Origin of the sequence: Pseudomonas sp. NPDC087814, assembly GCF_044742865.1 — a bacterium.
In the GTDB taxonomy this organism is placed as follows: Bacteria; Pseudomonadota; Gammaproteobacteria; order Pseudomonadales; family Pseudomonadaceae; genus Aquipseudomonas.
In genome coordinates, this window is sequence record NZ_JBIUVK010000007.1 from 172,576 (window position 1) to 199,250 (window position 26,675).

Here is a 26,675-nt window from a genome sequence, read left to right on the forward strand (position 1 = left end):
GAACCGCTCAATGACCCATTCTCCCTAGCCCTTTTCACCCTTGCCCCGCAGGCCTTTTGTTCACGGCATCGGCCCCTTATTGCCGAAAAAAACTCTGGAGACCCCATGACTATCATTGACGACTGCCCCGATTGGCCCGAAGCGTTTGCCCAACGCTATCGCGACGCAGGCTATTGGCGCGACGAGACCTTTGGCGACCTGCTGCGCAACGCCGCCCGCACCTTTGGCGAGCGTGAAGCGATCACCGATGGAACGCTGCGGGTGAGCTATCGCCAACTGGATCAACGGGTCGATCAACTGGCCGGCGGGTTCTCCCGGCTGGGGTTGGTGGCAGGGGACAACGTGGTGGTGCAACTGCCGAACTGCGTGGGTTTTGTCGAAGTGTGCTTCGCCCTGTATCGCCTCGGCGTACGGCCAATCTTTGCGTTACCGGCCCATCGTCATCTGGAAATCGGCCGCTTCTGCGAGTTTGCCCAGGCCAGGGCATACCTCTGCGCTGACGTCACGGCAGGTTTTGATTATCGGGGCATGGCCCGTGGCTTGAAGGCGGCCCATGGCGACCTTGCGTGGGTGATCGTGGCCGGTGAGGCTGAAGAATTCATCGCGCTCGAAGACCTTTATCTGGACGACCCGCAGCCAACCTTTTCTGCGCCGCCCGCGGATGCCGTCGCGTGTTTCCAGTTGTCCGGTGGCTCCACCGGCGTGCCGAAACTGATCCCGCGTCGCCACAATGAATACCTCTACAACGTGCGGACCAGCGCCGAACGTTGCGGCCTGACCGACGCCACGGTGTACCTCGCCGCGCTGCCCATGGCCCATAACTTTCCCATGTGCTGCCCGGGGTTCATGGGCACCTTGCTGATGGGCGGCCGTGTGGTGCTGAGCGGCTCGCCAAGCGCCGAAACCTGCTTCGCCCTGATCGAGCATGAACGCGTGACCCATACCGCGCTGGTGCCGCCACTGGTGCTGGTCTGGCTGGATGCCGCCCAGGCGCGCGGGCAGGGCCTGCCAGGATTGCAACTGCTGCAAGTCGGCGGCGCCAAACTGAGCTTCGAGGCTGCCCGCCGCGTGGAACCCACCCTCGGCTGCCGCTTGCAGCAAGTGTTCGGCATGGCCGAGGGGCTGATTTGCTATACCGACCCCAACGACCCACCGCAACGAGTCCTGCACACCCAGGGCAAACCCATGTCCCCGGGCGACGAAATCCGGGTGGTGGACGACAACGAACAGGACGTGATACAGGGCCAGGTCGGCCAATTGCTGACCCGTGGTCCGTACACGATTCGCGGTTACTACCGCCACCCTGCGCACAACGCCCAGGCGTTTACCACTGACGGTTTCTACCGCACCGGCGACCGGGTAATGCTCACCGACGACGGCTACCTGATGGTCGAAGGTCGCGACAAGGACGTGATCAACCGTGGCGGCGAAAAGATCGCCGCCGAAGAAGTCGAAAACCTCCTGCTCAGCCATCCTGCCGTCGCCGATGTGGCCTTGGTGGCGATGCCGGACGCCTACCTCGGCGAACGCACCTGCGCCTTCGTGATTCCCCGTGGCACGGCACCGCGCCCGCCGGAACTGCTGCGCCATCTGCGTGAGCAAGGGTTGGCGGCCTTCAAGCTGCCGGACCGCTTCGAATTTATCCCCGGTTTCCCGCAAACCGGCGTGGGCAAGGTCAGCCGCAAGCACCTGCGGGAGGCTATCCAGCAGCTGTATTTCGGGGCAAAACAACCTGAGGGAAGCGCCGCCCGTGGCTGATCAAGACTCGCTGCGTGAACTGCTCGCGCCTGTACGTGGCCGGTTGATCTGCGCCATGCTGCTGCAAGCCCTGGCGACCCTGATCGGCCTGCTGCCGTTGATCGCGGTGGCGGAGTTGGCGCCGTCGTTGCTGGACGGAAAACTCGATCTGCACGATGGGTTCTGGTGGTTGTTGGTCGGTGCGGGCGCTTTGCTGTTGCGCATGCTCGGGCTGGCTGCCGCCTTGCAGATGACCCACCTGGCCGACAGCGACCTGCAACGCCAGGTTCGCCAACGGCTGGCCGCGCATTTGGCGCGGGTTCCGCTGGCTTGGTTCAGCGCCCGTGGTGGGCAAAAAGTCGACCGTGTTTTGCTCGACGACGTAGGTGCGCTGCATCAACTGGTGGCGCACTTGCCAAACAACCTCGCCGCCGCATTGGTGGCGCCCCTGGCGTGCCTGTTGTACCTGCTGACGGTAAGTGTGCCGATGACCGTTGTGGTGCTGCTGCCTCCAGCGCTGGCGCTGTGGCGACTGCGAGCCTTGCGCTCCCAGGCTTATCGGGATGACCAGAAGGCACTGGGCGCCGCGCTGGGCAACCTGTCCCTGGCCACCCAGCAGTTTGTGCAGAGCATCGCCATGGTCAAGTCATTCGGCCGGGCCGATCGGGTGCAGTCAAAGTTCTTCGGTGCGGTGGAACGTTTCGCCAGTTTCTTTTCCTGCTGGGCCCAACGCTGGGCCGGGCTTGGGGCGAGTGTCGAGGTGCTGCTTTCGCCGTTGCTGGTGCTGGCCCTGGTGCTGTTGGGCGGTGCGTCGCTGGTGGCTGGCGGTTGGCTGATGCCGGTGCAACTGCTGCCGTTCCTGCTGCTGGGGCCGGCCCTGGCAGCGCCGGTCGCGGCCGTCGGGCATGGTGCGGATGCACTGGTGCAGGGCCGCATGGCCGCCAGCCGTATCGCCACCGTGCTCAACAGCGCGACGTTGACGCAACCTCGCGAATCCCGCGAGCCCAAGGGCCGCCAGGTGAGCTTTGAAGGCGTGGACTTTCGCTACCCCGACGGCACGCAGGTGCTGCATGACATTGACCTGGATCTACCGCCCGGCACGCTGACCGCATTGGTGGGCGACTCGGGCGCCGGCAAATCCACCCTGGCCACTTTGCTTGCGCGCTTTGCCGATGTGAGTGCCGGGGCGATCCGCATCGGCGACGTCGACCTGCGGGACATGCACAGCGCCACCTTGTATCGCCAGGTCGCCTTTGTGTTCCAGGATGTGCGCCTGCTGCGCACCAGCGTCCTCGACAACCTGCGCCTGGCGCGCCCCGACGCCACGCAAATCGAGGTGGAAGCCGCCGCCCGGGCCGCGCAGATTCACCAGCGCATCCTCGCGCTGCCCCAGGGGTATCACACCGTCCTCGGAGCCGGCGTGCAACTGTCCGGCGGTGAAGTGCAACGCCTGGGCATTGCCCGGGCGATGCTCAGTGAAGCGCCGATCCTGATTCTCGATGAAGCCACCGCCGCCAGTGATCCTGAATCCGAAGCCGCGATCCAGCAGGCGCTGTCTCGCCTGGCCCGTGCCCGCACGGTGCTGGTAATCGCCCACCGCTTGAGCAGCATCCAGGACGCCGACCAGATCGTCGTGCTGCAAGGCGGGCGGATTGTCGAGCGCGGTACGCATCACGGCTTGCTGGACCAGCAGGGCACTTACGCCGGGCTGTGGGCCGCTGAGCAGTTTTCGGCGGCCGCACTGAAGAGGGCACGGGCATGATTCGCGCGCTGTTACGCAGCCTGCAACCCCGTGAAGCCGGCTTGTTGCGGCGTGCGCTGATGGCGATGGCGTTGAGTGCGTTGGCCCAGGGCGCAGCGTTGGCGTTGTTGCCGATGGCCTTTGCCCAGTGGTTCGGCAACACCACGCCTTGGGCCTGGGCCATCGGTTTCACCGGCATGGCCTTGTTGTGCCTCTGGCTGCGCCGGTATGCCCAGCTGGCGGGCTATCGCGCCGGTGCCGAAGCAGCCCAGGCGTTGAACCGACGCATTGGTGACAAGCTGGTGCAACTGCCGCTGGAATGGTTTGTGGAGCGGCGCAGCGCTGAACTGAATCGCCTGGTGACTCACACCGTGCTGCAAATCATGAGCACCCCGGCGCACCTTTTGCAGCCAATGGCCAATGCGCTGTTGACGCCTTTGGCACTCCTGCTGGCGCTGTTTTTCTACGACCGCTCCATGGCGTTGGCGGCACTGGCCGCGTTGCCGTTGCTGGTGCTGGTGTACCACTGGGGCGTGCGCTGGGGCGGGCAAGCTGAAGCACTGAGCGAAGCCGCAGCCAATGAAGCGGCGGCCCGGGTGATGGAGTTTCTGCGCCAGCAACCGTTGCTGCGCTCCAGCGGGCGCACCGAGCAAGGTTTCGACCTGCTCACCGAGGCCCTGGCCCAGCAGCAACAGGCACAGCGTCACGCCCACTGGCGCACTTTTCCCGCCGCGCTGGGTTTGGCGGTGGTGTTGCAGGCCGGCTACAGCGCCATCCTGTTATGCGGCCTGTATGCCGTGTTGGGTGGCACCCTCGATGCGGCGAAGTTCCTGGCGCTGGCGATTCTCGCCACCTGCCTGGTGGAGCCAATGGGCGCGCTGGTCAACCTCGGTACCACGTTGCGCCAGACCCGCCACGGCTTGAATCGCCTGCGCCACCTGCTGCAGATGCCGGGGTTGCCTGAGCCTCTCGAACCCCAACCTGCCCTGGGTTACGACGTGCAAGTGCGGGACGTAGGACTGGTCCGCCAGGGCCAGGCGATCTTGCAAGGCATCGACTTCACGTTGCAGGAGCGTTCGCTGAACCTGGTGGTGGGGGCGTCCGGCTCCGGCAAGTCCAGCCTGTTGCGCCTGCTGGCGCGCTTCAGCGATGTAAGCAGTGGCGCGATTCACCTCGGCGGTGTCGACCTGCGGCAACTGTCGGCCCTGGCCCGAGATACCCAGGTCGCCTTGATGTTCCAGGACAGCCCGCTGTTGCCGGGCAGCCTGCTGGACAACCTGCTGCTGGGCCGCCCCGACGCCAGCGAAGAGCAATGGCAGCACGCCGCCCGCGCCACCGGCCTCGACCGCCTCGCCGAGCGCCTGCCCCAGGGCTGGCACACCGTGCTGGGCGAGCAGGGCGTCAGCCTGTCCGGCGGCGAGCGCCAATGCCTGGCGTTGTCGCGGGTGTTGCTCAAGGACGCGTCGCTGATCCTGCTGGACGAGCCGACCGCCGCCCTCGATGCCATCAGCGAGGCGCGGGTCAATCGGACCCTGTTGCAACTGGCCCGCCGGCACACGGTGGTGCTGGTCACCCACAAACCGACCTTGGCGCCCCATGCCGACCAGATTCTGCTGCTCGACCACGGCCAGTTGGCCCAGGTCGGCCGCCATGACGCGTTGATGGCCACGCCCGGCCGTTACCGCGAGTTGTTCCACGAGCGCGAAGCGATCAATCGCTGGCGCTTGCGCCCAGACCCTACCGTTCCCCAAAGGACCGTCCCCCATGACCGATAACCCATCACTGGCATGCGTTCATCCTGCACCCGGCGGCCTCGCACACAGCCCCGAGGCGCTGTGCGCCGGTGTCGCGCAGTTGCTCGACTATGCCCCCCAGGACCTGGAGCCCGATGCCTCGCTGATCGAGCAGGGCCTGGACTCGGTGAGCATGATGCGCCTGCCGGCCTTGCTCGCCCGCGAAGGTGTGCAGGTGAGCTTTGCCGAACTGATTGAGCAGCCGACCCTTGAGGCCTGGTGGTTGCTGATCGACCGCCGTCGCGGGCAGGCGACGCACCTCAAGCCCGTCGCCGCCGACAACGATTTCGCCCTCACACCGTTGCAGCAGGCTTATTGGTTTGGTCGCGACCCGGCCATGCCGCTGGGGGGCGTTGGCTGTCACCTGTATCAGGAGCTGGACGGGTATCAGGTCGACGCTCAACGCCTGGAAAGCGCGGTGATGCGCCTGACTCACCGCCATCCCATGCTGCGCGCCTGTTTCCCGAACGCCACTTGCCAGCGCGTGCTGCCGACCAGCCCGTGGCCTGGGTTGACCGTGCATGAACGGCCGGATGAGTTGGCCTTGCGTGAGCGCCTGGCCCACCGCTGCCTGGATGTGCGCCAGGGCGAGGTGTTTGATGTGCAACTCAGCCGCTTGCCCGACGGCCGCAGCCGGGTGCACCTGAACATCGATTTGCTGGTGGCGGACGTCCTGAGTATCAGCGTACTGCTGCGGGATCTGGCGCTGATCTACAGCGGGCAAGAGGCGCAGCTGCCACGTCTGGAATGGGATTTTGCCCACTACCTGGGCGCCACCCGAACCAGCGATGCCGGCGCGCGGGACTACTGGCTGCAACGTCTGGATGACCTGCCCGACGGCCCGCAACTCCCCTTGGCACACGAGCCGCAATCCCTCGGCCCGCCGCGTTTTCGTCGCCTGGCGATGCGCCTCGGCCGCGCGCAGTTGCGAGCCCTGGAAGACCAGGCCCGCCAACACGGCCTGACCCTGGCCAGCGTGCTGTGCTGCGCCTATACCCAAGTGCTGGGCCGCTGGAGCGCCAGCCAGCATTTCCTGTTGAACGTGCCGCTGTTCAACCGCCAGGAGCTGCACCCCTGCGTCCCGCATCTGCTGGCGGATTTTTCCAACCTGGTGCTGCTGGAGATCGACCAGCGCCAGGCGGGTTCTTTCGCGCAGCAGGCGCAAGCCCTGCAACGCCAACTGCACCGCGACATCGCCCACAGCGCCTGGCCTGGTGTGGAAGTGCTGCGTGAGTTGTCCCGCACCCGGCAAGGCGGCGCCCCCGTAGTGTTTGCCTGCAACCTTGGCGAAGCGTTTGTCGACGCCACTTGCCGGCAGCACCTGGGCGAACCGGGCTGGGCCTTGTCGCAAACGCCCCAAGTGTGGCTTGACCACCAGAGCTATCCGCTGCCCGATGGCCTGTTGCTCAACTGGGACGGGGTAGATGCGCTGTTCCCCGAAGGCCTGCTGGACGAAATGTTCACCGCCTATGGCGACCTGCTGGCGTGGCTGTGTACCGGTGACTGGCGCCAACCCGCGCCGCTGCCGTTGCCCCAAGGCCAGCAAGAGGTCCGTGCAGCGGTCAACCACACGCCCTGGGCCTATGACAAAGGCTTGCTGCACGATGGCTTTTTCCAACAGGCGCAGGTGCACCCGCAGCGGGTGGCATTGATCACCGAGGACGCTGAGTTGAGTTACGCCGAGCTGGCGGCCCAGGCCCTGCAAGTGGCAGGTGCCCTGCGCCAGTGGGGGATTGAACCGGGTGATACGGTGGCGATCACCTTGCCCAAAGGCCAGGCGCAAATCGTTGCGGTGCTCGGCATATTGGCGGCGGGCGCGGTGTATGTGCCGGTGGGTATCGAACAGCCGGCAGCCCGTCGCGACATGATCTATCAACGCGCCGGAGCCAAGGTGGTGATCACCGATACGGCCCACCGTGATCGCGGTGTATGGCTGGCGGACTTGCAAGTGGTGGACCTGGCCCAGGCGCGTTCGGCCAGGGCCCTGAAACAACCGATCGAGGTGGCGCCGGACGCACTGGCCTATGTGATTTTTACCTCTGGCACTACCGGCGAACCCAAGGGCGTCGAGGTTTCCCACCAGGCGGCGCTGAACACCGTCGCCGCGATCAACCGGCGTTATCAGGTGGGCGCGGATGACCGTGTGCTCGGGGTTTCCGCCCTCGATTTCGACCTGTCGGTGTACGACCTGTTTGGCCTGCTGAGTGTCGGTGGCGCCGTGGTGCTGCCAGCGGATGCGCGGCGCAAGGAGCCGTCCGAATGGTTGCGGCTGATCCGCCAGCAGCGCGTGACCCTGTGGAACTCGGTACCGGCGTTGCTCGACATGCTGACCCTCAAGGCCCGCGAGCCGAATGCCCTGAGCGGATTACGCCTGGCGATGGTCTCGGGTGACTGGGTCGGGCTGGACCTGCCACGCCGCCTGCGATTGGCAGCCGGCGAAAGCGCCCGGTTCGCCGCTCTCGGCGGCGCCACTGAAGCGGCCATCTGGTCCAACGTCCAGGACGTCGACGAAGTGCCGGCTCACTGGCTCTCGATTCCCTACGGCAAACCCCTGGATAACCAAAGCTTTCGAGTCGTCGACAGCCAGGGCCGCGATTGCCCGGACTGGGTGGCGGGGGAGTTGTGGATCGGCGGCGCCGGGGTTGCTCAGGGCTATCGTGGCCTGCCGCATCTCAGCGCCCAACGCTTCGTCGAGCACGCCGGGCAACGCTGGTACCGCACCGGCGATCAGGGCCGTTATTGGCCCGACGGCAGCCTCGAATTTCTCGGGCGTATGGACCAGCAGGTCAAGGTCCGTGGCTTCCGCATCGAACTCAGTGAGATCGACGTGGCCCTGGAACGCCATCCGGCCGTCAGTCGTGCCGTCACCCTGGTGTTGCCCGGGGCCAACCCGCAGTTGGCAGCAAGCCTGATGGGCGACGCGCTGCCGGATGCCGAAGCCATGCGCCAGTGGCTCTGCCAATGGTTGCCGGAACACATGTTGCCGGACCACTGGCTGAACCTCACCGAACTGCCCCTGAGCGCCAACGGCAAGGTCGACCGCGCCGCACTGCTGTGGCTGGTGCAGGAGCAACGCCAGGGCGCCAGACCCGAGCATGAAGACGCGCCTCAAGGCGAAGCCGAACAACTGTTGGCCGGGCTCTGGCGCGAATTGCTCGACATTCCCCTGGTGGGACGCAACCAGGGCTTTTTCGCCCTCGGCGGCAACAGTCTGTTGGCCGCTCGCCTGATCGAACGTATCGCCCGACAGTTCGACGTCGAACTGTCGCTGAAGGACTTTTTCAACGCGGCCACCGTCGCCCGCCAGGCCCAATGGCTTGTCGCCCGACGAGAACAGGACCACGTTAACCGGAACGCAATGGTGGAGGGTGCGCTATGACACTGCAGCAACTGCAACAGGACCTCGAAGCACTGGGTGTGGAACTCTGGGAAGAGCAGGGCCGCCTGCGCTACCGGGCGCCCGCCGGGGTGATGGATGAAGGCCGCCTGCAACAATTGCGCGAACACAAGGACGCGTTGTTGCAGCAATTGATGGAACCGGTGATGCCCACCGTCTCGGCCGACCTGGCTGCCCGCAGCGAACCGTTTCCGCTGACCGACGTGCAGGCCGCTTACCTGATGGGCCGCACCCAGGCATTCAGCTACGGCGGGGTGGCGTGCCACGGTTACCTGGAATTTGAACTCAGGGAACTGGACCCGGCGCGCCTGGAGCAGGCATGGAACCATCTGATTGCGCGTCACGACATGCTGCGGGCGGTGGTGCTGGAAGACGGCTACCAACAAATCCTGCCCCAGGTGCCGCATTACCTGATCGCCCGGCATGACCTGCGCGAAGACGACGGCCGTGCACTGGCCGCTCTGCGCGAACGCATGGAAATTCGCCTGGCGTCGCCCCAGCAGTGGCCGCTGATCGAGTTGTGCGTCAGCCAGGGCCGTGAACATGCGCGCCTGCATCTCTCAGTGGATCTGCTGGTGTGCGACTACCAGAGCGTGCGCATGCTGTTGGCCGAGTTGCAGCAGGTCTATCGTGGCGAAGCCTTGCCGCCGGCGGCGCCCATCAGTTTTCGCGACTACGTACTGGGCGAGCGCCGGTTGCGGGAACAGCCGCGTTACCAGCGTGACCGCCAGTACTGGTGGGCGCGGGTCGACAGCCTGCCCGGTGCTCCGGAATTGCCCATGCAGGGCGCTCCCAGCGGACCGCGTTTCGAGCGCCGCGCCCTGAACCTGGAGGCCCGGGATTTCAACGCCCTGCGCCTGAATGCAGCGGCGGCCGGCGTGGGTGCGTCGGCGGCGATTCTTTCCTGCTATGCCGAAACCCTGGGGCGCTGGAGCCCCAAGGGGCATTTCTGCTTGAGCCTGACCTTGCTCAATCGCCTGTCGCTGCACCCGCAGGTCGATCGGCTGGTGGGGGATTTCAGCTCGGTGGAATTGCTGGAAGTCCAGACCCTGCAAGGCGGCAGCTTTGGTGAACGCAGCCAGCAGTTGCAGGAGCGACTGTGGCAAGACATGGACCACCGCCTGTGTTCCGGCATTGAAGTACTGCGCGAACTGGCGCGGCGCAAAGGCCGTGATGCGGCCTTGATGCCCTATGCCTTCACCAGCACCCTGGGCGCCGGTGGCGAAAGTGGCGGCGGGGCATTTATGCCCGGCGCAGAACTGGTGCACGGCATCAGCCAGACCCCGCAAGTGTTGATTGATTGCCAGGTCAGCGAGCGCGACAACGGCCTGTTCATCAATTGGGACATTCGCCAGGGCGTGTTCAATGAGGCCATGCTGGAAGCGATGTTCGACACCTTCGAACGTCTGCTCAAGCGCTTGGCGCGGGAGCCTTCGGCCTGGACCCTGGACGATTGCCTTGAACTGCCGGCACCCCAGCGACTGGTGCGGGAGTTGATCAACCAGACGGCGCAGCCGATTCCCCCAGGCTTGCTGCATGAACCGTTCTTTCGCCAGGCCCCGGCGCAACCCCAACGTGTCGCCCTGATCCAGGGCGCGCGACAGCTCACTTACGCGCAACTCGCCGCCCGTGCCGAGGCGATTGCCGAGCAGTTACTGGATGGCGGTTGCCAGCCCGGCGAGCGGGTCGCGGTATGCATGGAAAAAGGCATCGACCAGGTGGTCGGTGTACTCGGGATCTTGCGGGCCGGCGCGGCGTACCTGCCGCTGGACACTAATCAGCCGATGGCGCGGCGCGCGTTGATTCTTGAGAACGCCGAGGTCAGCCGGGTGCTCAGCCAGTCGTGGTTGAGCGAGGGCGTGGCCTGGCCCGCCCAGGTGACCCAGTGCATACCCGTTGATCAGGCCGCAGCCAGTGCCGGACGTGAACTGCCGGCGCCGCAGGTGACACCGCAACAACTTGCCTACGTGATCTACACCTCCGGCTCCACCGGGATTCCGAAGGGTGTGATGATCAGTCACCAGGCGGCCCTCAACACGGTGGTGGATATCAATCAGCGCTTCGCCATCGGCGCCGAAGACCGGGTACTCGCCTTGGCCAGCCTGGGCTTCGACCTCTCGGTGTACGACATCTTCGGCCTGCTGGCCGTAGGTGGCGCCCTGGTGTTGCCCGACGCCGGACGCCGCGCCGACCCGTCCCACTGGGCCGAATGCGCCCGCGAGCACGGTGTGACCCTGTGGAACTCGGTGCCCGCGCAGTTGCAGATGCTTGCCCATTACCTGCAAGCCGTGCCGGCCGCGGCACCTCAGAGCCTGCGCCTGGCCTTGCTGTCCGGCGACTGGATCCCGCTGAACCTGCCCGCCGAAATCGCTGCGTTGTTGCCTGAGCTCCAACTGATCAGCCTGGGCGGCGCCACAGAAGCGGCGATCTGGTCGATTGCCTATCCAATCACCGAGGTGGACGCACAATGGCGCAGCATTCCCTACGGCGCGCCGCTGGCCAATCAACGCTTCATGGTGCTCGACGAACAAGGCCGCGATCGCCCGCAAGGCGTTGCCGGTGAGCTGTTCATCGCCGGCACGGGGTTGGCGATGGGGTACCTGGGGGACGCGGAGAAAACCGCCGAGCGTTTTATCGAGCATGCCCACAGCGGCGAGCGGCTGTACCGCACCGGCGACCTGGGGCGCTACCTTGAAAGCGGGTTGATTGAGTTCCTTGGCCGTGAGGATTTCCAGGTCAAGGTTCGCGGGCATCGCATCGAGTTGGCGGAAGTCGAAAGTGCCTTGCTCAGTCATCCTCATGTCGAATCGGCCGTGGTGGTCGCTGCGGGCGAGGGCGCGTTCGAGCGGCGTTTGCAGGCCTGCGTGCGCGGGACTTTGCGTGATACTCCATTGCCTTGGCCGACCCGGTTGGCACCCAACGCCTTGGCGGCGGCCAACGGCGTGAAAGGCCAACTGACGGAAGCGCTGATTACGCAGATGTCCGATTGCGTCGAGCGTGCCGCGTTGCTCTCCATGGGCCTGGCCCTGCAACGCCCGGGGCTGTTTGATCAACCGGGCGTCGAGCACGACCTGGCCCAGATCATGAGCCTGTGCGAAGTGGCGCCACGCAACGAACGGCTGATCCGCCGCTGGCTGCAAGCGCTGCATCGCGAACAACTGGTAGACCGCAACCCAGGCACCGGCGCCTATTCGTCACTGCGGGTCTCGGGTGCTGAATACCGTCAGCTGTGGCAGCGCATCGAGGCGCTGGAACCGAGTGTGGGCTGGGGCGGTGAAGTGCTGCGCTACCTGCGGGAAAGCCAGGAGCAATTGCCTGCCCTGATGAGCGACCGGCTCGACCCGTTGCACTTGCTGTTTCCCGAAGGCCGTACCGACACCGCCGAAGGCGCCTATCGCAAGAACCTGATCAGCCAGTACCTGAACCAGGCGGTGTGTGCGGCGGTGCAGGAAATCGCCGCACTGCAACCGGCGGGCTGGCGTCTGCAGTTGCTGGAAATCGGCGCAGGCGTGGGCGGCACCAGTGCCGACCTGATTCCGGCCCTGGACGGCTTGGCGGTGGACTACCAGTTCACCGACCTGTCGCAGTTTTTCCTCAACGAAGCGCGGGAGCATTTCGTCGAGTTTCCGTGGGTCAGCTACGGGCTGTTTGACCTGAACCTCGACCACTGGGCCCAAGGCATCGCCGCCAACTCCCTGGATGTGATTCTGTGTGCCAACGTGCTGCACAACTCGCGGCATGCCAGCCAGGTACTCGCCCGGCTGCGGGAAATGCTCGCCCCCGGCGGCTGGCTGATCTTTATCGAAGCCACCCGCGACACCTACCAGATCATGGCGTCCATGGAGTTCAAGGAGGGCCTGACCGCGTTCGAGGATTTCCGCGCCGAGCAGGACACCACGTTCATCCGCCGCGAGCAGTGGCAGCAACTGTTGCAGGAAGCCGGCGCGCAGACGCCGCTGTGCATGCCGGCAGCTGACGATGCGATGTCACAGATCGGCCAGCACCTGTTCATCACGCGCTTCAAGACCGAGCGCCAGACCCTTGAGCCGGAGGCGTTGCGCGCGCATCTGGGCCAGCGCCTGCCGGATTACATGGTACCCACCGAGTGGCGGGTACTGGATGAAATGCCGCTGACGGTCAACGGCAAAGTCGACCGCCAGGCGTTGGCCAACCTCGGCATGGCCCAGGCCACGCAACAGGCCAACAGCGGGGCTGCACCGCTGGATGCGCTGGAGCGCAGTATCGCAGAGGTCTGGCAAACCCTGTTGCGGGTGCCCAGTGTGGGCCGTGAACAGGGCTTCTTTGAGTTGGGCGGTGATTCATTGCTGGTGGCGCAGGTGGTTGGTCGCCTGCGGGAAAGCCTGCCCCAGGCCCGTAACGTGCCCTGGGGGGATTTGCTGCGCCAGTTGATCAACCAGCCCACCGTTGCGGCCCTGGCGGATTACCTGCGGGGGCAGGGCAGCGAGAGCCTGTCGCCGCTGGTGCGGATTCGTGAGGAGGCGCAAGGCCCGGCGCGGATCTTTGTCCATGATGGCAGCGGCACCCTGGCACCGTATCGCGCGCTGTTTGCTGCACTCGGGGAAGAAGCGCCACTGGAGGGGCTGGTGCTCAATGATGTACCGGGTTACCTGGCTCTGGCACCGGCTACGGCGATTCGTGAACTGGCCGAGCGTTATGCCGACACCTTGCACGCCGAAGGCCGGCGCCAGGTGAGCATCGTCGGTTATTGCCTCGGCGGGTTGCTGGCGACGGAGCTGGCGTCATGCCTCGCGGCGAGGGACATCGAGGTGCTGCAACTGACAGTGATCAGCAGCTACCGCGTGCCGTTCATGATCGAGGATGACCTGCTGGCGGAGTACGTGTTCGCCCGCGTGATGCAGGCCGACCCGCACACCCTGGGTTACCCGGTGGATGAACAGGCGATGGAGCGGGCGATTGCCAAGGTGCTGCGCCAAACTCCGGGCCGCGTGCCCCAAGGTGCGTTGCTGGCGCTGCAGGATGAGCCCGACTGTGCCACGGCCCTGGCCTGCCTGCGGGCCCTGGCATCCAAGTCGGCAGATGAGCGCTTGCAGGCAATTGCAGACGCGATGCGCCACGCCGGCTCGCAACTGAGCGACCTGGACTGGCTGCGCGAGCAACTGCAGGTGCTGCGCCACAGCCTGGCCGCTGTCGCCTTGCATCAGGCCACGCCTTACGACGGTGACATGGTGTTTATCCGCCAGTGCGGTGAAGTCCAGGTACTGCCCGGCATGCACCGCGACATGAGCCAATACTGGCAGGCCCTGTGCCTTGGCGAATTGCAGGTGGTGGACGTGCCGGGCGACCACTTCAGCTGCATGCAGAGCCCCCAGGTCGAAGCCGTGGCCCGCGCGTTCGAACGGCTGGCGCAGGTGGCGGCGTGAGAGTCGGGATTGTAGGCGGCTATGGGCATGTCGGTCGGCAGGTTGCGCGGGTGCTGGTCGGTCATTGCCGCTTGCGCCTGGGCGGTCGCGACCCTGGGCAAGGGCAGCGTTTTAACGACGGCGAGTTGAACGGGCAGGCCGAGATCCGTGAAGTGGACCTGTGGGACGCCCAAAGCCTGGCGGCGTTTTGCAGCGGCTGCGACCTGCTGATCAATTGCGCGGGCCCCAGCTACCAGGTGCTCGACCGGGTGGCGCTGGCCGCTTTGGCCAGTGGCGCCGATTACATCGATGTCGGCGGCGATGATCCGCTGCATCAGCTGCTGCCCGCTCAGTTGCCGCCGGATCGTCGTGTGGTGTTATCAGCCGGCATGTTGCCCGGGCTGTCGGGGTTGTTTCCCAAGGTGCTTGCGGCGTCGTTCGAGCGCGTCGATGCCGTGCATTGCTATGCCGTCGGACTTGGGCGGTTGTCGACAACGGCGGCCGAGGACTTTCTATTGAGCCTCGGCAACGGCTATGGCCAGGCCTCGATGGGCTGGTGCGATGGCCGTGCAATCAAGTCCGCCGTACTCGTCGATGAACACTTCGAGCGGCCCTGGCTGGTGGGCGGTCCCGTAACGGCCCACCCGTATCTAACCACTGAGCAACAGCGCTTGTTTACTGACTTGCGGGTGCGCGAAGCCCAGGCCTACAACCTGTTCGACGGCGGCCACCTGCGGGCCGCACTCGGGCGCATTCAGGGCTCGCCACCGGCTCTGCGACACACGGCAGAGAACATTGCCGCCCTGGTACAGGCCAGTGCGCTGGACCTGGCAGGGCGCACGCCTTACCAGTTGCTCGCAGTCGAAATGGCAGGCCTGCAACACGGCGAACCGCAGCAGGCCACCGCCTGGTTGCGTGCCGCCGACGGCTCGGCGTTGACCGGCACAGTGGCGGCAATCTGCGCCCTGCAACTGGCCAAACTGCCCGAAGGCACGCACTACGCTGCCCAGGTGATGGACGCCGATGACTGCTTGCGCCAGGTGCTGCGCTGGTTGCCGCAGACCCGGATCCACGTCACCACTGAACTGGAGGAGGGCGTGTTATGAAGAAAATCCCCAGCCCATGGCTGCGACGTTACCCGCAGCATCAAACGCCGCGTTGCCGATTGGTCTGCCTGCCCCACGCCGGCGGCAGCGCGGGATTTTTCAGCGGTTGGCAGGCACTGTTGCCGGCTGACATCGAACTGGTCAGCGTGCAATACCCCGGCCGCGAAGAGCGCCTGAGTGAAACCTGGCCCGGCAGCCTGGAATGGATGGCGGGCACTATTACCCGGGCGCTGTGGGACCTGTCCGACCGGCCGCTGGTGCTGTTCGGCCACAGCATGGGTGCGGCGCTGGCCTATGAGGTGACGCGGCGCCTGAACCGCCAGGGCAAGGACCTGCAACGGCTGATCGTCTCCGCCCATCCGGCCCCTCACCGGCAACGTCACAGCCAATTGCACCAGGGCCCGGATGCCGGTCTGCTGGCGGATGTGCGGCGCCTGTCGGGTGGTGCGCCATCACCCCTGGACGAACCCGAGATGCAGGCACTTTACCTGCCCGCATTGCGCAATGATTACCGCCTGATCGAAAACTACTGCGGCGATATCAGCGAGCTGCTGGACGTGCCCGTGAGCGTATGCCTGGGCAGCACCGACCGCGAAGTCGATCGGGAGGAAGCCCATGCCTGGTCGGAAGTGACGCGCCAGGTCACCGACTTTCGAACCTTCAACGGCGGGCATTTTTACCTGCGCGACAGCCAGGCCGACCTGATCGAGCACCTGGAACTGTTGCTGGGCAGCCCCGCCGAACCGGCGTGGCAGTGCTGGCCGTCGACCCCATGACCGGAGAATCCTATGAAAACACCTGAGCAGTGCAGCGGGCTGGAAGACGTCCGCCTGGGTATCGACACGTTGGACGAACAGATCATCCGCGCTCTCGGCCAGCGGTTGGCCTATGTGAAAGCTGCGGCGCAGTTCAAGCCTGACGAAGCCAGCATCGCCGCCCCCGAGCGGGTGGCCGCCATGCTGCCCCATCGCCGCCGCTGGGCCGAGCGCGAAGGGTTGGACCCGATGTTCGTGGTCCCGCTGTTTGCGCAGATCATCCAATGGAATATCGACCAGCAAGTGCGCCACTGGCGCCAGCAGCATCAAGGAGCGGAGCATGAGTGAACGTCTGCCGGGATTGCTTCAGGCGCTGACCGAGGGCGAACGCCTGGCGCGCGAGAAGGGCGGCGCAGTGCTGGTGGTGTTCAGCCTGGCCTCGGAGCGCCTGGACCCGCTGCGGTTATTTGCCGCCAACCGCCAGGTACTCGGGCAAAGCCTGTTCTGGTCAAGTGACCGGGGCGCACTGGCCATGGCCGGCTTTGGTTGTACCGAGGAAATCAGCCCCGGGGCCGATGACCGCTTCAACGCCAGTGCCCTGGCGTGGCAGGCGTTGCTCAGCCAGGCCCATCAAGTGGGGCCGCGCCAGCCGTTGCTGTGTGGCGGCTTTGCGTTTGACCCGAAGGGCCCACGCTCGCTCAAATGGCAGTCATTCGCCGCCACCTCCCTGGTGCTGCCGCGCATCCTGCTGCTGCGGGAAGCCGAGCAACATCATGTGATCTTCAGCCAGTGGCTGGAGCCCGGGGCGGACGCGGTGCGTTGCGCCCAGAGCCTGGAAACCCAGTGGACGTTGCTTCTGTCCCGCTACGCCAGTGCGCCACGCCAGGAGATTCCCCTCGGCACACCGAGCGACGAAAACACCATCAGCGCGCAGCAATGGCAAGACACCGTGGCGACGGCCGTGCAGCGCATCAACGCCGGCGACCTGCGCAAGGTGGTGCTGGCCCGCGAAGTGCGGTTGACCACCTCACGGACGATCCCCTGTGGCCCGCTGCTGGAAAACCTCAAGGCGGCCTATCCCCAGGCGTACCTGTTTGCGTTCAGCCGTGGTGACAGCTGCTTTCTCGGCGCAACGCCGGAGCGGCTGGTGCGGGTGACTCGTGGCACGCTGAACACGGTGGCGTTGGCCGGTACTTGCCCGCGTGGTCGTCACGAGCAGCACGATGCCGAACTTGGCCAGGCCTTGATGGACAGCCCCAAGGACCGCCACGAACACACCCTGGTGGTTCAAACCCTGCGCGAAGCATTGCAGCCCTATTGCGCGATGCTCGACATTGCCAGCCAGCCGCAGTTGCACCGGCTGGCCAACGTGCAGCACCTGTTGACGCCGGTGATGGGCCGCTTGCATCCCCAGGTGCAATTGCTGCAACTGGTGCAGGCCCTGCACCCGACGCCGGCGGTGGGTGGCTTGCCGCGACGTGAGGCGATGGCCTATATCCGAGAGCACGAGCAGCTCGACCGTGGCTGGTACGCAGCGCCAGTGGGCTGGATGAATGCGCAGGGTGATGGTGAATTTGCCGTGGCGTTGCGCTCGGCGTTGATCAGAGGCTGTGAGGCGCACCTGTTCGCCGGCTGCGGCATTGTCGCCGAGTCGGATCCCGGGAGTGAGTACGAGGAAACGTGCTTGAAGCTGCGGACTATCCGCGATGCCTTGCGGCCTTCGGACGGAGTGCAGGTGGCGTCAGCCTGAGGAAGGCTCTCGCCCGGCAGGCCGGGCGAGAGCATGCAGCGTCTGGATCAGTTCAAGCCAAGCTTGCCACGCAGTGTGGACAGGTCTTCCGCCAGGGTATTGACCGGGCCAACCAGGGCTTTGCGGTCGGCTTCCTTGACCTTGTCGTAGGTCTCGAAACCGCCATCCTTGGTTTTGTACTTGGCCAGGATCTTGTCCACGGTGGCGAAGTTCTTGTCGACTTTGGCAACGAAGGCCTTGTCTTGCTTCTCGATCTGCGGACGGAACAGGTCGACGATTTTCTTCGCGCCGTCGATGTTGCCCTGGAAGTCATACAGGTCGGTGTGGCTGTAGCGGTCTTCTTCACCGGAGATCTTCGTCGCGGCCACTTCTTCCAGCAGGGCAGCAGCGCCACCGACGACTTTTTCCGGCGGGAAGGTCAGGCCGTCCACGCGGGTTTTCAGGTCCAGTACGTCGCTGTTGAGCTTGTCCGCCAGGGCGTCGAGGCCTTTGGTGGTGTTCTCGGAGAACAGGCTGTACTCGATGCGGTGGAAGCCGGTGAAGTCTTCGGCTTTCACGCCTTTCTCGTGGTCGTCCACGCGGGAGTCGATGGAGGCGTCGAGATCGCTGAACAGTTCGGCGATCGGCTCGATCGACTCATAGTGCACACGGGTTGGCGCGTACAGCTTCTTGGCGGTCGCCAGGTCGCCTTTTTTCACGGCGTCGGTGAACGCCTGGGTCTGGGTGACCAGCTCGCCGATTTCTTCGGTGACATAGATCTTGTAGTCCGACACCGGCCCTACCAGGTCCAGCGGCGCGGTGGCGGCGAAGGCGGCCAGCGGCGAAAGGCTCATTAACAACGACAATGCGAGAGACGACTTCTTCATGGGACGATTTCCGCTCTGGGGTTTGTTTTAGGTTTTGGCAGTGGTTTGTGGATGTGTCGCATCAAGCAGCGTGCGCCCGATGAAATCCTGGGCCCCGGTGACGCCTGGCAAGGTGAAGAAGTAACCGCCGCCAACCGGCTTCAGGTATTCCTCCAGAGGCTCGCCGTTGAGCCGGGTTTGCACGCTGATAAAGCCTTTCTCCAGGTCAGCCTGATAGCAGATGAACAACAGCCCCATGTCCAGCTGACCGTTTTTGTTGACGCCGTTGGAGTAGTTGAACGGCCGGCGCAGGATCAGGTTGGCCTGGGTCTGTGCAGTACGCGGGTTGGCCAGGCGGATGTGGGCATCGAGCTTGGTCAACTTGCCTTCCGGGTCCTTGCTGTAGTCCGGGACCTGGGTTTCTTTCTGGCCGTCCATGGGCGCGCCACTGGTCTTGATCCGGCCAATGATGCTTTCTTGCTCTTGCAGCGGGGTGCGGTCCCAGCGTTCGACGAAGTTGCGGATGATCCGCACCGCCTGGTAGCTGCCATTGGCGGCCCAGGCCGGTTCGTCGCTGCCTGGCTGGACCCACACAATCTGATCCATCGCCTTGTTGTCGTTGGAGTTCGGGTTGGCCGAACCGTCGCGAAAACCTAGGAAGTTGCGCGCGCTTTGTGCCGGCTCGCCGGGGCGGGCAGGGGCCTGGGGCGGCACGCTGCCTTCCTGCTTCCAGCGCACCAGCAGCAGGTCCGGCAGGTTTTTCACGATGTCGCGCAGGGCGTGGATGTTGGTGTCCGGGGTGTTGGAGCTGAACTGCAGGCTCAGGTCGCCGTGGCACTGCGCCGGTTCCAGTGCATCGTTGGGGAAACCGACCATGCGGATTAGGCGCTTGGGCTTGGCCGCGGCCAGGCCGAAGCGTTCGTCGAACAGCGACTCGCCCACCGATACGGTGATGGTCAGGTTGTCCGGTGTTACCACTGGGCCGAGGATGCCGGAGTCGGTAGGCGGCAGTTTCGGGTCGACTTGCACCACGGTGCCGCCGGTCATCAGGAACGCGATACGCTCGTTCAGGGTGCGGAACAGCCGCTCCAGGTCCTCGCGGTCGCTGGCCAATACGTCGAATGCCACCAGCATGCCGCAGGCCGGGCGCGGAGTGACGATGCCGGTCTGGTGCTTGCCATGGAAATCGTGGTGATCCTGGGTCTTTTCACTGCTTGGCGCGGTGGTCACTTGTGCCGCCGCGTTGGCAGCCATTGCCGGGCAGCTCAGGCTGCTGCCGGCAATGGCCGCGCCAGTGGCGGCCATACCCAACAATACACGACGACGCTGGGCGGAAAATTGTTCTGAATCACTCATGTCTACGGTCGTCTTCACTTCAGGCCGGAAAGGCCAAGGGCGGGGTCGATTCCATCGAGTGCAACGGCCAGAGCCTTGGCCTTGTCGGCGATCTGCTTGCGCTGATCGGCGGTAACGCTGTCATACGAGGCGTAGCGGCCATCGACTTTCAAACCGTTGAGTTCGGCATCGAGGGCGGTGATCGCGCCGTCGATCCCCGGCAGCAATTGCGCGGCAGATTTGGTCAGCAGCGGGCGCATCAGGTCGACCACTTTGCGGGCGGCGTCCAGGTTGGCGGCGAAGCCGTTGAGGTCGGTATGGCTGTAGCGTTCTTCCTCACCGCTGGCGGCACGTACGTCGGCCAGGCTGTTGAGGTTGCGCACCACGATGCTCACCAGTTGCTCCGGCGGCAGCGACTGGGCCAGCAGCTGTTGCTTGAGGCTGGTGACGTCGGTGACCAGGCGCTGGGCAATCGGCGCCAGGCCGTCGAGATTGCGTTGCTGGAACAGGCCGTATTCGAGACGGTGGAAGCCGCTGAAGGCCGGGTCCTGCTCGCGCTTTTCAAAGTAGTCGGCGCGGGCGTTGATCGCGTTGTCCAGTTCCGCCAGGCGTTGCGAGGCCGGGGCCAGGCGCTGGTAAGCCTCGCGGGCCGGTACGTAAAGCGCCTGGGCCTGGGCGAGGTCGCCGGCTTCGATGGCTTGGTCCAGCGCGGTAACGGCCTTGACCAGGGCGCTACCCTGGCTGCTCAGGTACACGCGGAATTCCGACAGCGGGCCGATAAACGCGACCATCGACGGCTTGGCCTTGGCTTGGGCGTCAGACTCGGCAGTCGGTGTCACCTTCAAGGTGCCACGCGGGTTGCTCAGCAGGCCGCAGGTGATCTGGTAGTCGCCGGGCAGCAGGTTGGCGTTGATCACCTGGCTCAGGCCGGGGGCGATGTTTTCGCGCTCTTCGACCACCAGCACGCCGTCGAGGATTTCCCACTCCACGGCACGGTCCGAGCGGTTGATGATGCGGAAGCTGGCCCGTCCCGCCGGCACCGTCAGCGCATTCGGCTCGCAGCTGTGGGCGTGGATGGTGACGGCGATTTCATCGTGGTTGGCCTGGCGTTTGGAGGCGGCCAGTTGCGAGGCGTAGTAGAACAGGCCACCGGCGGCGATCATCACGACCACCGAGCCGCCCACCGCCCAGCGCAAGGCGCGGGAGGGCGGAGCCGGTTGAGGGGTTTGGTTGGACAAGAGGCGGTCCTTACTGGCTGGAAACGGAAGAAGTTGTGCGGGTAGCCGGCTTGCTCGGCGGCGCCGGCAGGAAGAACATCACCAGGGCCACCACCAGGTAAATCAGGTAGGCACCGAGGGTGCTGATGGTCGGGGCGTCCTGATAGCCGAACATGCCGGCCAGCACCGAGCCCAGCGGGCCATCCATCGGCAGCGTCGCGCTGAAATCGAACAGTACGGTTTGCAGGTGGTTCCATACCCCGGCTTCGTGCAGGGCTTGTACCGAGTTGGCGAGGATGCCGGCGGCCACCACCAGGATGAACAGGCCGGTCCAGCGGAAGAACGCACCGAGGTTCAGGCGCATGCTGCCGGTGTAGATCAGGAAGCCGACGATGATCGCCAGGATCAGGCCGAGCAGGGCGCCAATCGGCGCGCCCGGACCTTCGCTTTGCTGGAACACGGCCAGCAGGAAGAACACGGTTTCCAGGCCTTCACGGGCCACGGCGAAAAACACCATGGCAATCAGTGCGGTGACCTGGTGTTTGGAGCCGGCCAGGGCATGATCGAGGGATTCATGCAGGGAATGCTTGATGGAGCGCGCGACCTTGCGCATCCAGAACACCATGGAGCTGAGAATGCCCACGGCCACCAGGCCGACGATGCCTTCGAACAGTTCCTGTTGTTTCTGCGGGAATTCGGCACTCACCAGTTCCAGGCCACCGCCGACCAGCAGCGCGAGGGCCGCTGCCAGAAATACGCCGATCCACACTGCGGGCATGTACTGGCCACGGCCAGTTTGCTTGAGATAGCTGGCAATAATGCCAACGATCAAGGCGGCTTCTATGCCTTCGCGCAGCATGATTAAAAAGGGAACAAGCATTCGGCACCGAATCGTCACTAGATAGGATGCTAAGTTGTAACATAATGATACTCATTACTAAACAGGGAATATTGACCTTTACTGAACCTTGACTGAACGGTGGTGGCAAACCGCATCCGACACTAGAATGCGCGGCATCGTCCCAGTCACCGGATTGCGCCATTCCCCATGTCGGAAAAAGACACGATTTCTATCCAACTGGTCCGCGAAGCCCTGTTGCAGAGCTGCGCGCCGGGTGCGGCGAGCGATGAAGTGTTGACCAAGGTCGGGATTGAGCCGGCACTGCTGGGCCAGCCAACCGCACGCGTCCCGGCAACCGCTTACGCACGCTTATGGCGCTTGCTGGCACGGCGAATGGACGATGAATTCTTTGGCATGGACCCGCGCAAGCTCAAATCCGGCAGCCTGGAGTTCCTCTGCCGGGCCTCCATGGCACAACCGAGCCTGGCCACTGCGCTGGAAACCGGCCTGGGGTTCTTGTCACTGATGCTCGAGCGCCTGCCGGCGCAACTGGTGCGCCAGCAGAGCCTGGCGGAAATCGTACTGTTGGAGCCGGAGCCCGCACCCAGGCGCGCCTTCACCTATTTCGCCTACTGGATGATCGTCCACGGCGTCGCCTGCTGGCTGGCGGGGCGCCGGATCCCGATCCTGGCGATTGAACTGCGTTGCCCGCAGCCGGACTTCTGCGACGACTACCAAGTGATGTTTTCCGACAACCTGCGCTTTGACCGGCCGCGTACCCGGATGATCTTTTCCGCCGACTGCCTCGACCTGCCGATCAAGCGCAGCCCGGAGGAGCTCAAGCGCTTCCTGGCCCATGCGCCGGCCAACATCCTGGTCAAATACCGCGACCCGGACAGCCTTGCCACCCGCATCAAGACCGACCTGCGGCACATGCCCGCCGACACCTGGCCGGAAACCGAAGGCCTGGCCGCATCCCTGTGCATCTCGGCCTCGACCCTGCGCCGGCGCCTGGCGGAAGAAGGGCAGACCTACCAGGGCCTCAAGGACAGCGTGCGCAAGGAGTTGGCGATCGTCTGGCTGGCCGATTCCGACATCAGCTTTGCCGAGATCGCCACCCGCCTGGGGTTTGCCGATGCCAGCTCGTTCTACAAGGCGTTTCGCAAGTGGTCGGGCTCCAACCCCGGGCACTATCGCAGCCTGATATTGAACGAAGCACTGAGCCAGTAGGTCACTGCCAGGCACCCCCGGCACGTTTGCCTGCTTATCCACGCGTTTAATGATCTGGGTCACTTTCCTGCGCCGCCGTGCGTGTGATATTCGGCGCCACCGCTCCATCGTTCGTTTCCTGACGCAGCCTGATCGGCATTTGTCGCGATCAACGTCTACGCCATTTCCCTCATTCAAGAGCAGGATTTCATGGCACTTCACAGAACCGTAGAGACCCAGGACCAAGCCATCGAAGACGTCTATTCGAGTGGCTCCGCCCAGCACAAACTGCCCAAGTACCGCCTCCCGGACCACTCGACCACGCCGTCGGCCGCCTACAACCTGGTGCGTGACGAACTGCTGCTGGATGGCAATTCCCGGCAAAACCTGGCGACCTTCTGCACCACTTGGGTCGAGCCCGAAGTGCAGCAGTTGATGGCCGATGCCCTCGACAAAAACATGATCGACAAGGATGAGTACCCGCAGACGGCCGAGATCGAAAACCGTTGCGTGCACATCATTGCCGACCTGTGGCACGCGCCGAAGTCGTGGCAAACCGTGGGTTGCTCCACCACCGGTTCCAGCGAAGCGGCGATGCTTGGCGGCCTGGCACTGAAGTGGAGCTGGAAGAAACGCCGGGAAGCGGCGGGGCTGCCCACCGACAAACCGAATTTCGTGTGCGGCCCGGTGCAGATCTGCTGGAAGAAATTCGCCCGTTATTTCGATGTGGAAATTCGCGAAGTGCCGTTGCGCGGTGACGCATTGGGCCTGCGCCCGGCCGACCTGCGGGAATATTGCGACGAAAACACCATCGGTGTCGTCGCGACCCTGGGCGTGACCTTCACCGGGATCTACGAACCGGTCGCAGCCCTGGCGGCCGAGCTGGACTCGATGCAACGTGACCTCGGCCTGGATATCCCGATCCATGTCGACGCCGCGAGCGGTGGGTTTATCGCCCCGTTCATCCAGCAAGAGCTGCAATGGGATTTTGTGATCGAGCGCGTCAAATCCATCAACGCTTCCGGCCACAAGTACGGCCTGGCGCCGCTGGGCGTCGGCTGGGTTATCTGGCGCTCCACCGAAGACCTGCCGGAAGAGTTGATCTTCTACGTCGACTACCTGGGCGGCAACATGGCGACCTTTGCCCTGAACTTCAGCCGGCCCGGCGGGGAAATCATTGCCCAGTACTACAACTTCCTGCGGCTGGGGCGCGACGGCTACACGCGGATTCAACAAGCGTGCTCCGACACGGCGCAATGGCTGGCCTCGGAAATCACCAAGTTTGCCCCGCTGGAACTGGTGTACGACGGCAAGGATGGGCTGCCGGCGGTCTGCTACAAGCTCAAGGACGGCGTCGACCACGGCTTCAGCCTCTACGACCTGTCGGAGCGCGTGCGCATGCGCGGCTGGCAGATCGCGTCATACCCGTTGCCGTCCGATCGGCAGAACGTCGTGGTACAGCGCATCCTGGTGCGGCATGGCGTGAGCCGTGACCTGGTGGCGTTGCTGCTGGAAGACCTGCGCAAGGCCGTTGCCCACCTGCAGAAAAACCCGGTGGAGCATTCCGACGCGGGCCCCAGCTTCAGCCATGGCGCCATCGCCGACCCGGTCATCCCGGCCGACACCCCGAACCTCGACTGAACGCACTGAACACTCACCGGGCCTCGAGGCCCGGTGCCTTTAGCGTTGCATCGCCAGGTACGAATCATCGTGACTGCCTTCTTTACTTTCCTGCACGACAACCCCTACATCCTGCTGTTCCTGGTGGTTGGCCTGTCCGTCTGGGTCGGGCGCGGCACCATCAAGGGTTATGGCCTGGGCGCGGTGGCCGGGGCCATCGTGATCGGCTGCGCGATTGCGACGTGGGCGTCTTACTACGGCGTGCATTTCGAACTCGATAACTTTACCAAGAGCCTGTTTTATTACCTGTTCATGTACGGCGTCGGGCTGCGGGTCGGGCCTTCGTTCATCAACAGTCTCAAGGGTGATGGCCTGAAATTCACCTTCCTGGCGATCCTGTCCTCGTTCCTCGGGCTGGGTATCGTGGTGCTCGGCGTGCGGCTGTTATCCCTGCCGGTGGGCGCGGCGGGCGGGATTCTTGCCGGTTCGCAAACCATGTCGGCGGCGATTGGCTCCGCCGAACAGGCGATTACCTCGGGCGTGGTGCCGCTGCCACCGGGCACCACTGCGGCGGCGGCCACCGCGATGATCGCCCTGTCTTACGGCATCACCTATATCTGGGGCACGGTCGGCATCATCCTGATCTGCAAATACCTGCCGCGCTGGTGGGGTGTGGATGCGCGCAAGGCGGCCAAGGAATTCGAGCTGGAGCACGGTGTGCCGAACGTCGACGATGCCGGGCTCAGTGGGTATCGGCCGTTTGACCTGCGGGCCTATCGCCTGGTGAACCCGGAGCTGGTGGGGCAGAGCATCGCGCAGTTTCGCCAGCGCTTTGCGTTGTACCAGATCGAGAACGTCGAGCGTGGTGAAGAGTTGCTGGGGGCTGATCCGACGCTGGTGTTGCAACTCGGCGATGTGATCGCCCTGGGCGGCAGCCTGGATGCGCTGACCGATCACATGGGCCTGATCGGGCCGGAAGTACCGGATGCCCGGGCGTTGAATATACCGCTGGATGAGGCGGTGATTCTGGTGACCCACAAGGATGCCGTGGGCAGGGCGCTCAAGGAATTCAGCCAGTCGCCGATTGCCGGGCAGGTGCAGTTGGTGGGGATTGAGCGGGGTGGAGCGCCGATTCCGGTGGGGCTGGAAACGCGGTTGCAGCGCCTGGATGTGATGCACTTGATTGGCTTGCGCAGTGCCATCGACAAGGCCACGGCGTTGCTGGGCAAGGCGGGGCGGGCGAGTACGGCGACGGATTTGCTGACGCTGTCGCTGGGTATGGTGCTGGGGTTGTTGATCGGGCTGATTCAGGTGCCGGCGTTCGGTGCGGCGGTGGGGCTGGGCAATGCGGGCGGGTTGCTGGTGTCGGGGATTATCGTCTCGTCGCTGGTGTCGCGGGTGCGGTTTTTTGGGAATACGCCGAATGCGGCGCGCAACATTCTCGAGGACATGGGGTTGATATTCTTTGTCGCGATTGTGGGGGTGAATGCCGGGGCTAACCTGGTTTCGCAGATTAGCGCGATCATTGCGTTGAAGATCTTTTTGCTTGGGTTCGTGGCTTGTACGATTCCACCGTTTATTGTTTGGGCTGTGGGTTTTCATGTGTTCAAGATCAACCCGGCGATTCTCATGGGCGGTGTTGCGGGGGCGCGGAGTCACTCGGGGCCGGCGCGGGAGGCGGCCAAGGAAATTGATAGTACGGTGCCGTGGATTGGGTTTCCGGTGGCGTATGCGGTGTCGGGGATTTTGCTCACGGTGTTTGGGTATTTTGCCATGGTGCTGGCGCGGTAGCTGTATTGGGTACATATCCGTTGCTGCGGTAACGGCGGCTTATGGTTCCGCTCTTACAGCGGGTCACTTTTTTACAAACGCCTAAAAAAGTAACCAAAAAACGCTTTGCCCCACCACTCGGTGCCTCGCTTAGGCTCGGCATGCCCGCACTCCGGCA

16 protein-coding genes are annotated in these 26,675 nt (G+C 64.4%); 12 read left to right on the top strand and 4 right to left on the bottom strand.

Annotated features, from left to right (window positions below; genetic code table 11):
• The first annotated feature begins 105 nt into the window (after positions 1-105).
• From ACIOMR_RS08855 to ACIOMR_RS08895, 9 genes are read left to right on the top strand one after another with little or no spacing between them, the layout of a single operon-like run.
• The gene (locus ACIOMR_RS08855; RefSeq protein ID WP_003218428.1) at positions 106-1,758 is read left to right on the top strand and encodes a (2,3-dihydroxybenzoyl)adenylate synthase; all 1,653 of its coding nucleotides are present in this window, start codon (positions 106-108) and stop codon (positions 1,756-1,758) included.
• Positions 1,751-3,499 carry an ABC transporter ATP-binding protein gene (locus ACIOMR_RS08860; protein ID WP_401193523.1) on the top strand — a complete coding sequence of 583 codons (1,749 nt, stop codon included), beginning with the start codon at positions 1,751-1,753 and terminating at the stop codon, positions 3,497-3,499. Before ACIOMR_RS08855 ends, ACIOMR_RS08860 begins: the two co-directional genes overlap by 8 nt.
• Positions 3,496-5,253, top strand: coding sequence for an ABC transporter ATP-binding protein (locus tag ACIOMR_RS08865; RefSeq protein ID WP_003218423.1), 1,758 nt, complete (start codon positions 3,496-3,498; stop codon positions 5,251-5,253). Before ACIOMR_RS08860 ends, ACIOMR_RS08865 begins: the two co-directional genes overlap by 4 nt.
• Positions 5,243-8,650 (top strand): amino acid adenylation domain-containing protein, encoded by a 3,408-nt coding sequence (locus ACIOMR_RS08870; RefSeq protein ID WP_401193527.1) that lies wholly within the window; start codon positions 5,243-5,245, stop codon positions 8,648-8,650. Before ACIOMR_RS08865 ends, ACIOMR_RS08870 begins: the two co-directional genes overlap by 11 nt.
• The gene (locus ACIOMR_RS08875; protein WP_401193530.1) at positions 8,647-14,070 is read left to right on the top strand and encodes an amino acid adenylation domain-containing protein; all 5,424 of its coding nucleotides are present in this window, start codon (positions 8,647-8,649) and stop codon (positions 14,068-14,070) included. The genes ACIOMR_RS08870 and ACIOMR_RS08875 overlap by 4 nt, the downstream gene beginning before the upstream one ends.
• On the top strand, positions 14,067-15,155 hold the full coding sequence (locus ACIOMR_RS08880; RefSeq protein WP_401193533.1) for a saccharopine dehydrogenase NADP-binding domain-containing protein: 1,089 nt from the start codon (positions 14,067-14,069) through the stop codon (positions 15,153-15,155). Before ACIOMR_RS08875 ends, ACIOMR_RS08880 begins: the two co-directional genes overlap by 4 nt.
• Complete coding sequence (locus ACIOMR_RS08885) at positions 15,152-15,931, top strand: thioesterase II family protein (protein ID WP_003218418.1); 780 nt, start codon at positions 15,152-15,154, stop codon at positions 15,929-15,931. Before ACIOMR_RS08880 ends, ACIOMR_RS08885 begins: the two co-directional genes overlap by 4 nt.
• Positions 15,932-15,943: 12 nt before the next feature.
• Complete coding sequence (locus ACIOMR_RS08890; RefSeq protein WP_003218417.1) at positions 15,944-16,258, top strand: isochorismate lyase; 315 nt, start codon at positions 15,944-15,946, stop codon at positions 16,256-16,258.
• Complete coding sequence (locus ACIOMR_RS08895; protein ID WP_003218416.1) at positions 16,251-17,660, top strand: isochorismate synthase; 1,410 nt, start codon at positions 16,251-16,253, stop codon at positions 17,658-17,660. Before ACIOMR_RS08890 ends, ACIOMR_RS08895 begins: the two co-directional genes overlap by 8 nt.
• A gap of 47 nt (positions 17,661-17,707) precedes the next feature.
• Here ACIOMR_RS08895 and efeO (ACIOMR_RS08900) read toward each other — a convergent pair whose 3' ends face one another.
• The 4 genes from efeO (ACIOMR_RS08900) to efeU are packed head-to-tail and all read right to left on the bottom strand — an operon-like array spanning position 17,708 to position 21,937.
• Positions 17,708-18,526 carry an iron uptake system protein EfeO gene (efeO, locus tag ACIOMR_RS08900; protein WP_003218415.1) on the bottom strand — a complete coding sequence of 273 codons (819 nt, stop codon included), beginning with the start codon at positions 18,524-18,526 and terminating at the stop codon, positions 17,708-17,710.
• Between the two features lie 27 nt (positions 18,527-18,553).
• Entirely contained in the window at positions 18,554-19,861 is a 1,308-nt protein-coding gene (gene efeB, locus ACIOMR_RS08905) for an iron uptake transporter deferrochelatase/peroxidase subunit (protein WP_008436218.1), read from the bottom strand.
• Between the two features lie 14 nt (positions 19,862-19,875).
• Positions 19,876-21,078, bottom strand: a complete 1,203-nt coding sequence (gene efeO, locus ACIOMR_RS08910) for an iron uptake system protein EfeO (RefSeq protein WP_401193539.1) — start codon at positions 21,076-21,078, stop codon at positions 19,876-19,878.
• Positions 21,079-21,088: 10 nt separating this feature from the next.
• Positions 21,089-21,937: an iron uptake transporter permease EfeU gene (gene efeU, locus ACIOMR_RS08915; protein WP_003218412.1), complete on the bottom strand. Its 849-nt coding sequence runs from the start codon at positions 21,935-21,937 to the stop codon at positions 21,089-21,091.
• Between the two features lie 168 nt (positions 21,938-22,105).
• On the opposite strand from efeU, the gene ACIOMR_RS08920 reads away from it, so the two are divergent.
• From ACIOMR_RS08920 to ACIOMR_RS08930, 3 genes are all read left to right on the top strand, one after another.
• Complete coding sequence (locus tag ACIOMR_RS08920) at positions 22,106-23,128, top strand: AraC family transcriptional regulator (RefSeq protein WP_401193542.1); 1,023 nt, start codon at positions 22,106-22,108, stop codon at positions 23,126-23,128.
• A 189-nt stretch (positions 23,129-23,317) separates the two neighbouring features.
• Positions 23,318-24,748: a glutamate decarboxylase gene (locus tag ACIOMR_RS08925; RefSeq protein ID WP_008436222.1), complete on the top strand. Its 1,431-nt coding sequence runs from the start codon at positions 23,318-23,320 to the stop codon at positions 24,746-24,748.
• 69 nt (positions 24,749-24,817) lie between these two features.
• Positions 24,818-26,518 (top strand): aspartate:alanine exchanger family transporter, encoded by a 1,701-nt coding sequence (locus tag ACIOMR_RS08930; protein WP_168197511.1) that lies wholly within the window; start codon positions 24,818-24,820, stop codon positions 26,516-26,518.
• Positions 26,519-26,675: the final 157 nt, after the last annotated feature.

Coding starts and splice junctions, on each gene's coding strand:
- ACIOMR_RS08870 (WP_401193527.1), top strand. CDS start 5,243: ATGACCGATAACCCATCACTGGCATGCGTTCATCCTGCACCCGGCGGC.
- efeU (WP_003218412.1), bottom strand. CDS start 21,937: ATGCTTGTTCCCTTTTTAATCATGCTGCGCGAAGGCATAGAAGCCGCC.
- ACIOMR_RS08890 (WP_003218417.1), top strand. CDS start 15,944: ATGAAAACACCTGAGCAGTGCAGCGGGCTGGAAGACGTCCGCCTGGGT.
- efeO (WP_003218415.1), bottom strand. CDS start 18,526: ATGAAGAAGTCGTCTCTCGCATTGTCGTTGTTAATGAGCCTTTCGCCG.
- ACIOMR_RS08885 (WP_003218418.1), top strand. CDS start 15,152: ATGAAGAAAATCCCCAGCCCATGGCTGCGACGTTACCCGCAGCATCAA.
- efeB (WP_008436218.1), bottom strand. CDS start 19,861: ATGAGTGATTCAGAACAATTTTCCGCCCAGCGTCGTCGTGTATTGTTG.
- ACIOMR_RS08920 (WP_401193542.1), top strand. CDS start 22,106: ATGTCGGAAAAAGACACGATTTCTATCCAACTGGTCCGCGAAGCCCTG.
- ACIOMR_RS08925 (WP_008436222.1), top strand. CDS start 23,318: ATGGCACTTCACAGAACCGTAGAGACCCAGGACCAAGCCATCGAAGAC.
- ACIOMR_RS08855 (WP_003218428.1), top strand. CDS start 106: ATGACTATCATTGACGACTGCCCCGATTGGCCCGAAGCGTTTGCCCAA.
- ACIOMR_RS08875 (WP_401193530.1), top strand. CDS start 8,647: ATGACACTGCAGCAACTGCAACAGGACCTCGAAGCACTGGGTGTGGAA.
- ACIOMR_RS08895 (WP_003218416.1), top strand. CDS start 16,251: ATGAGTGAACGTCTGCCGGGATTGCTTCAGGCGCTGACCGAGGGCGAA.
- ACIOMR_RS08865 (WP_003218423.1), top strand. CDS start 3,496: ATGATTCGCGCGCTGTTACGCAGCCTGCAACCCCGTGAAGCCGGCTTG.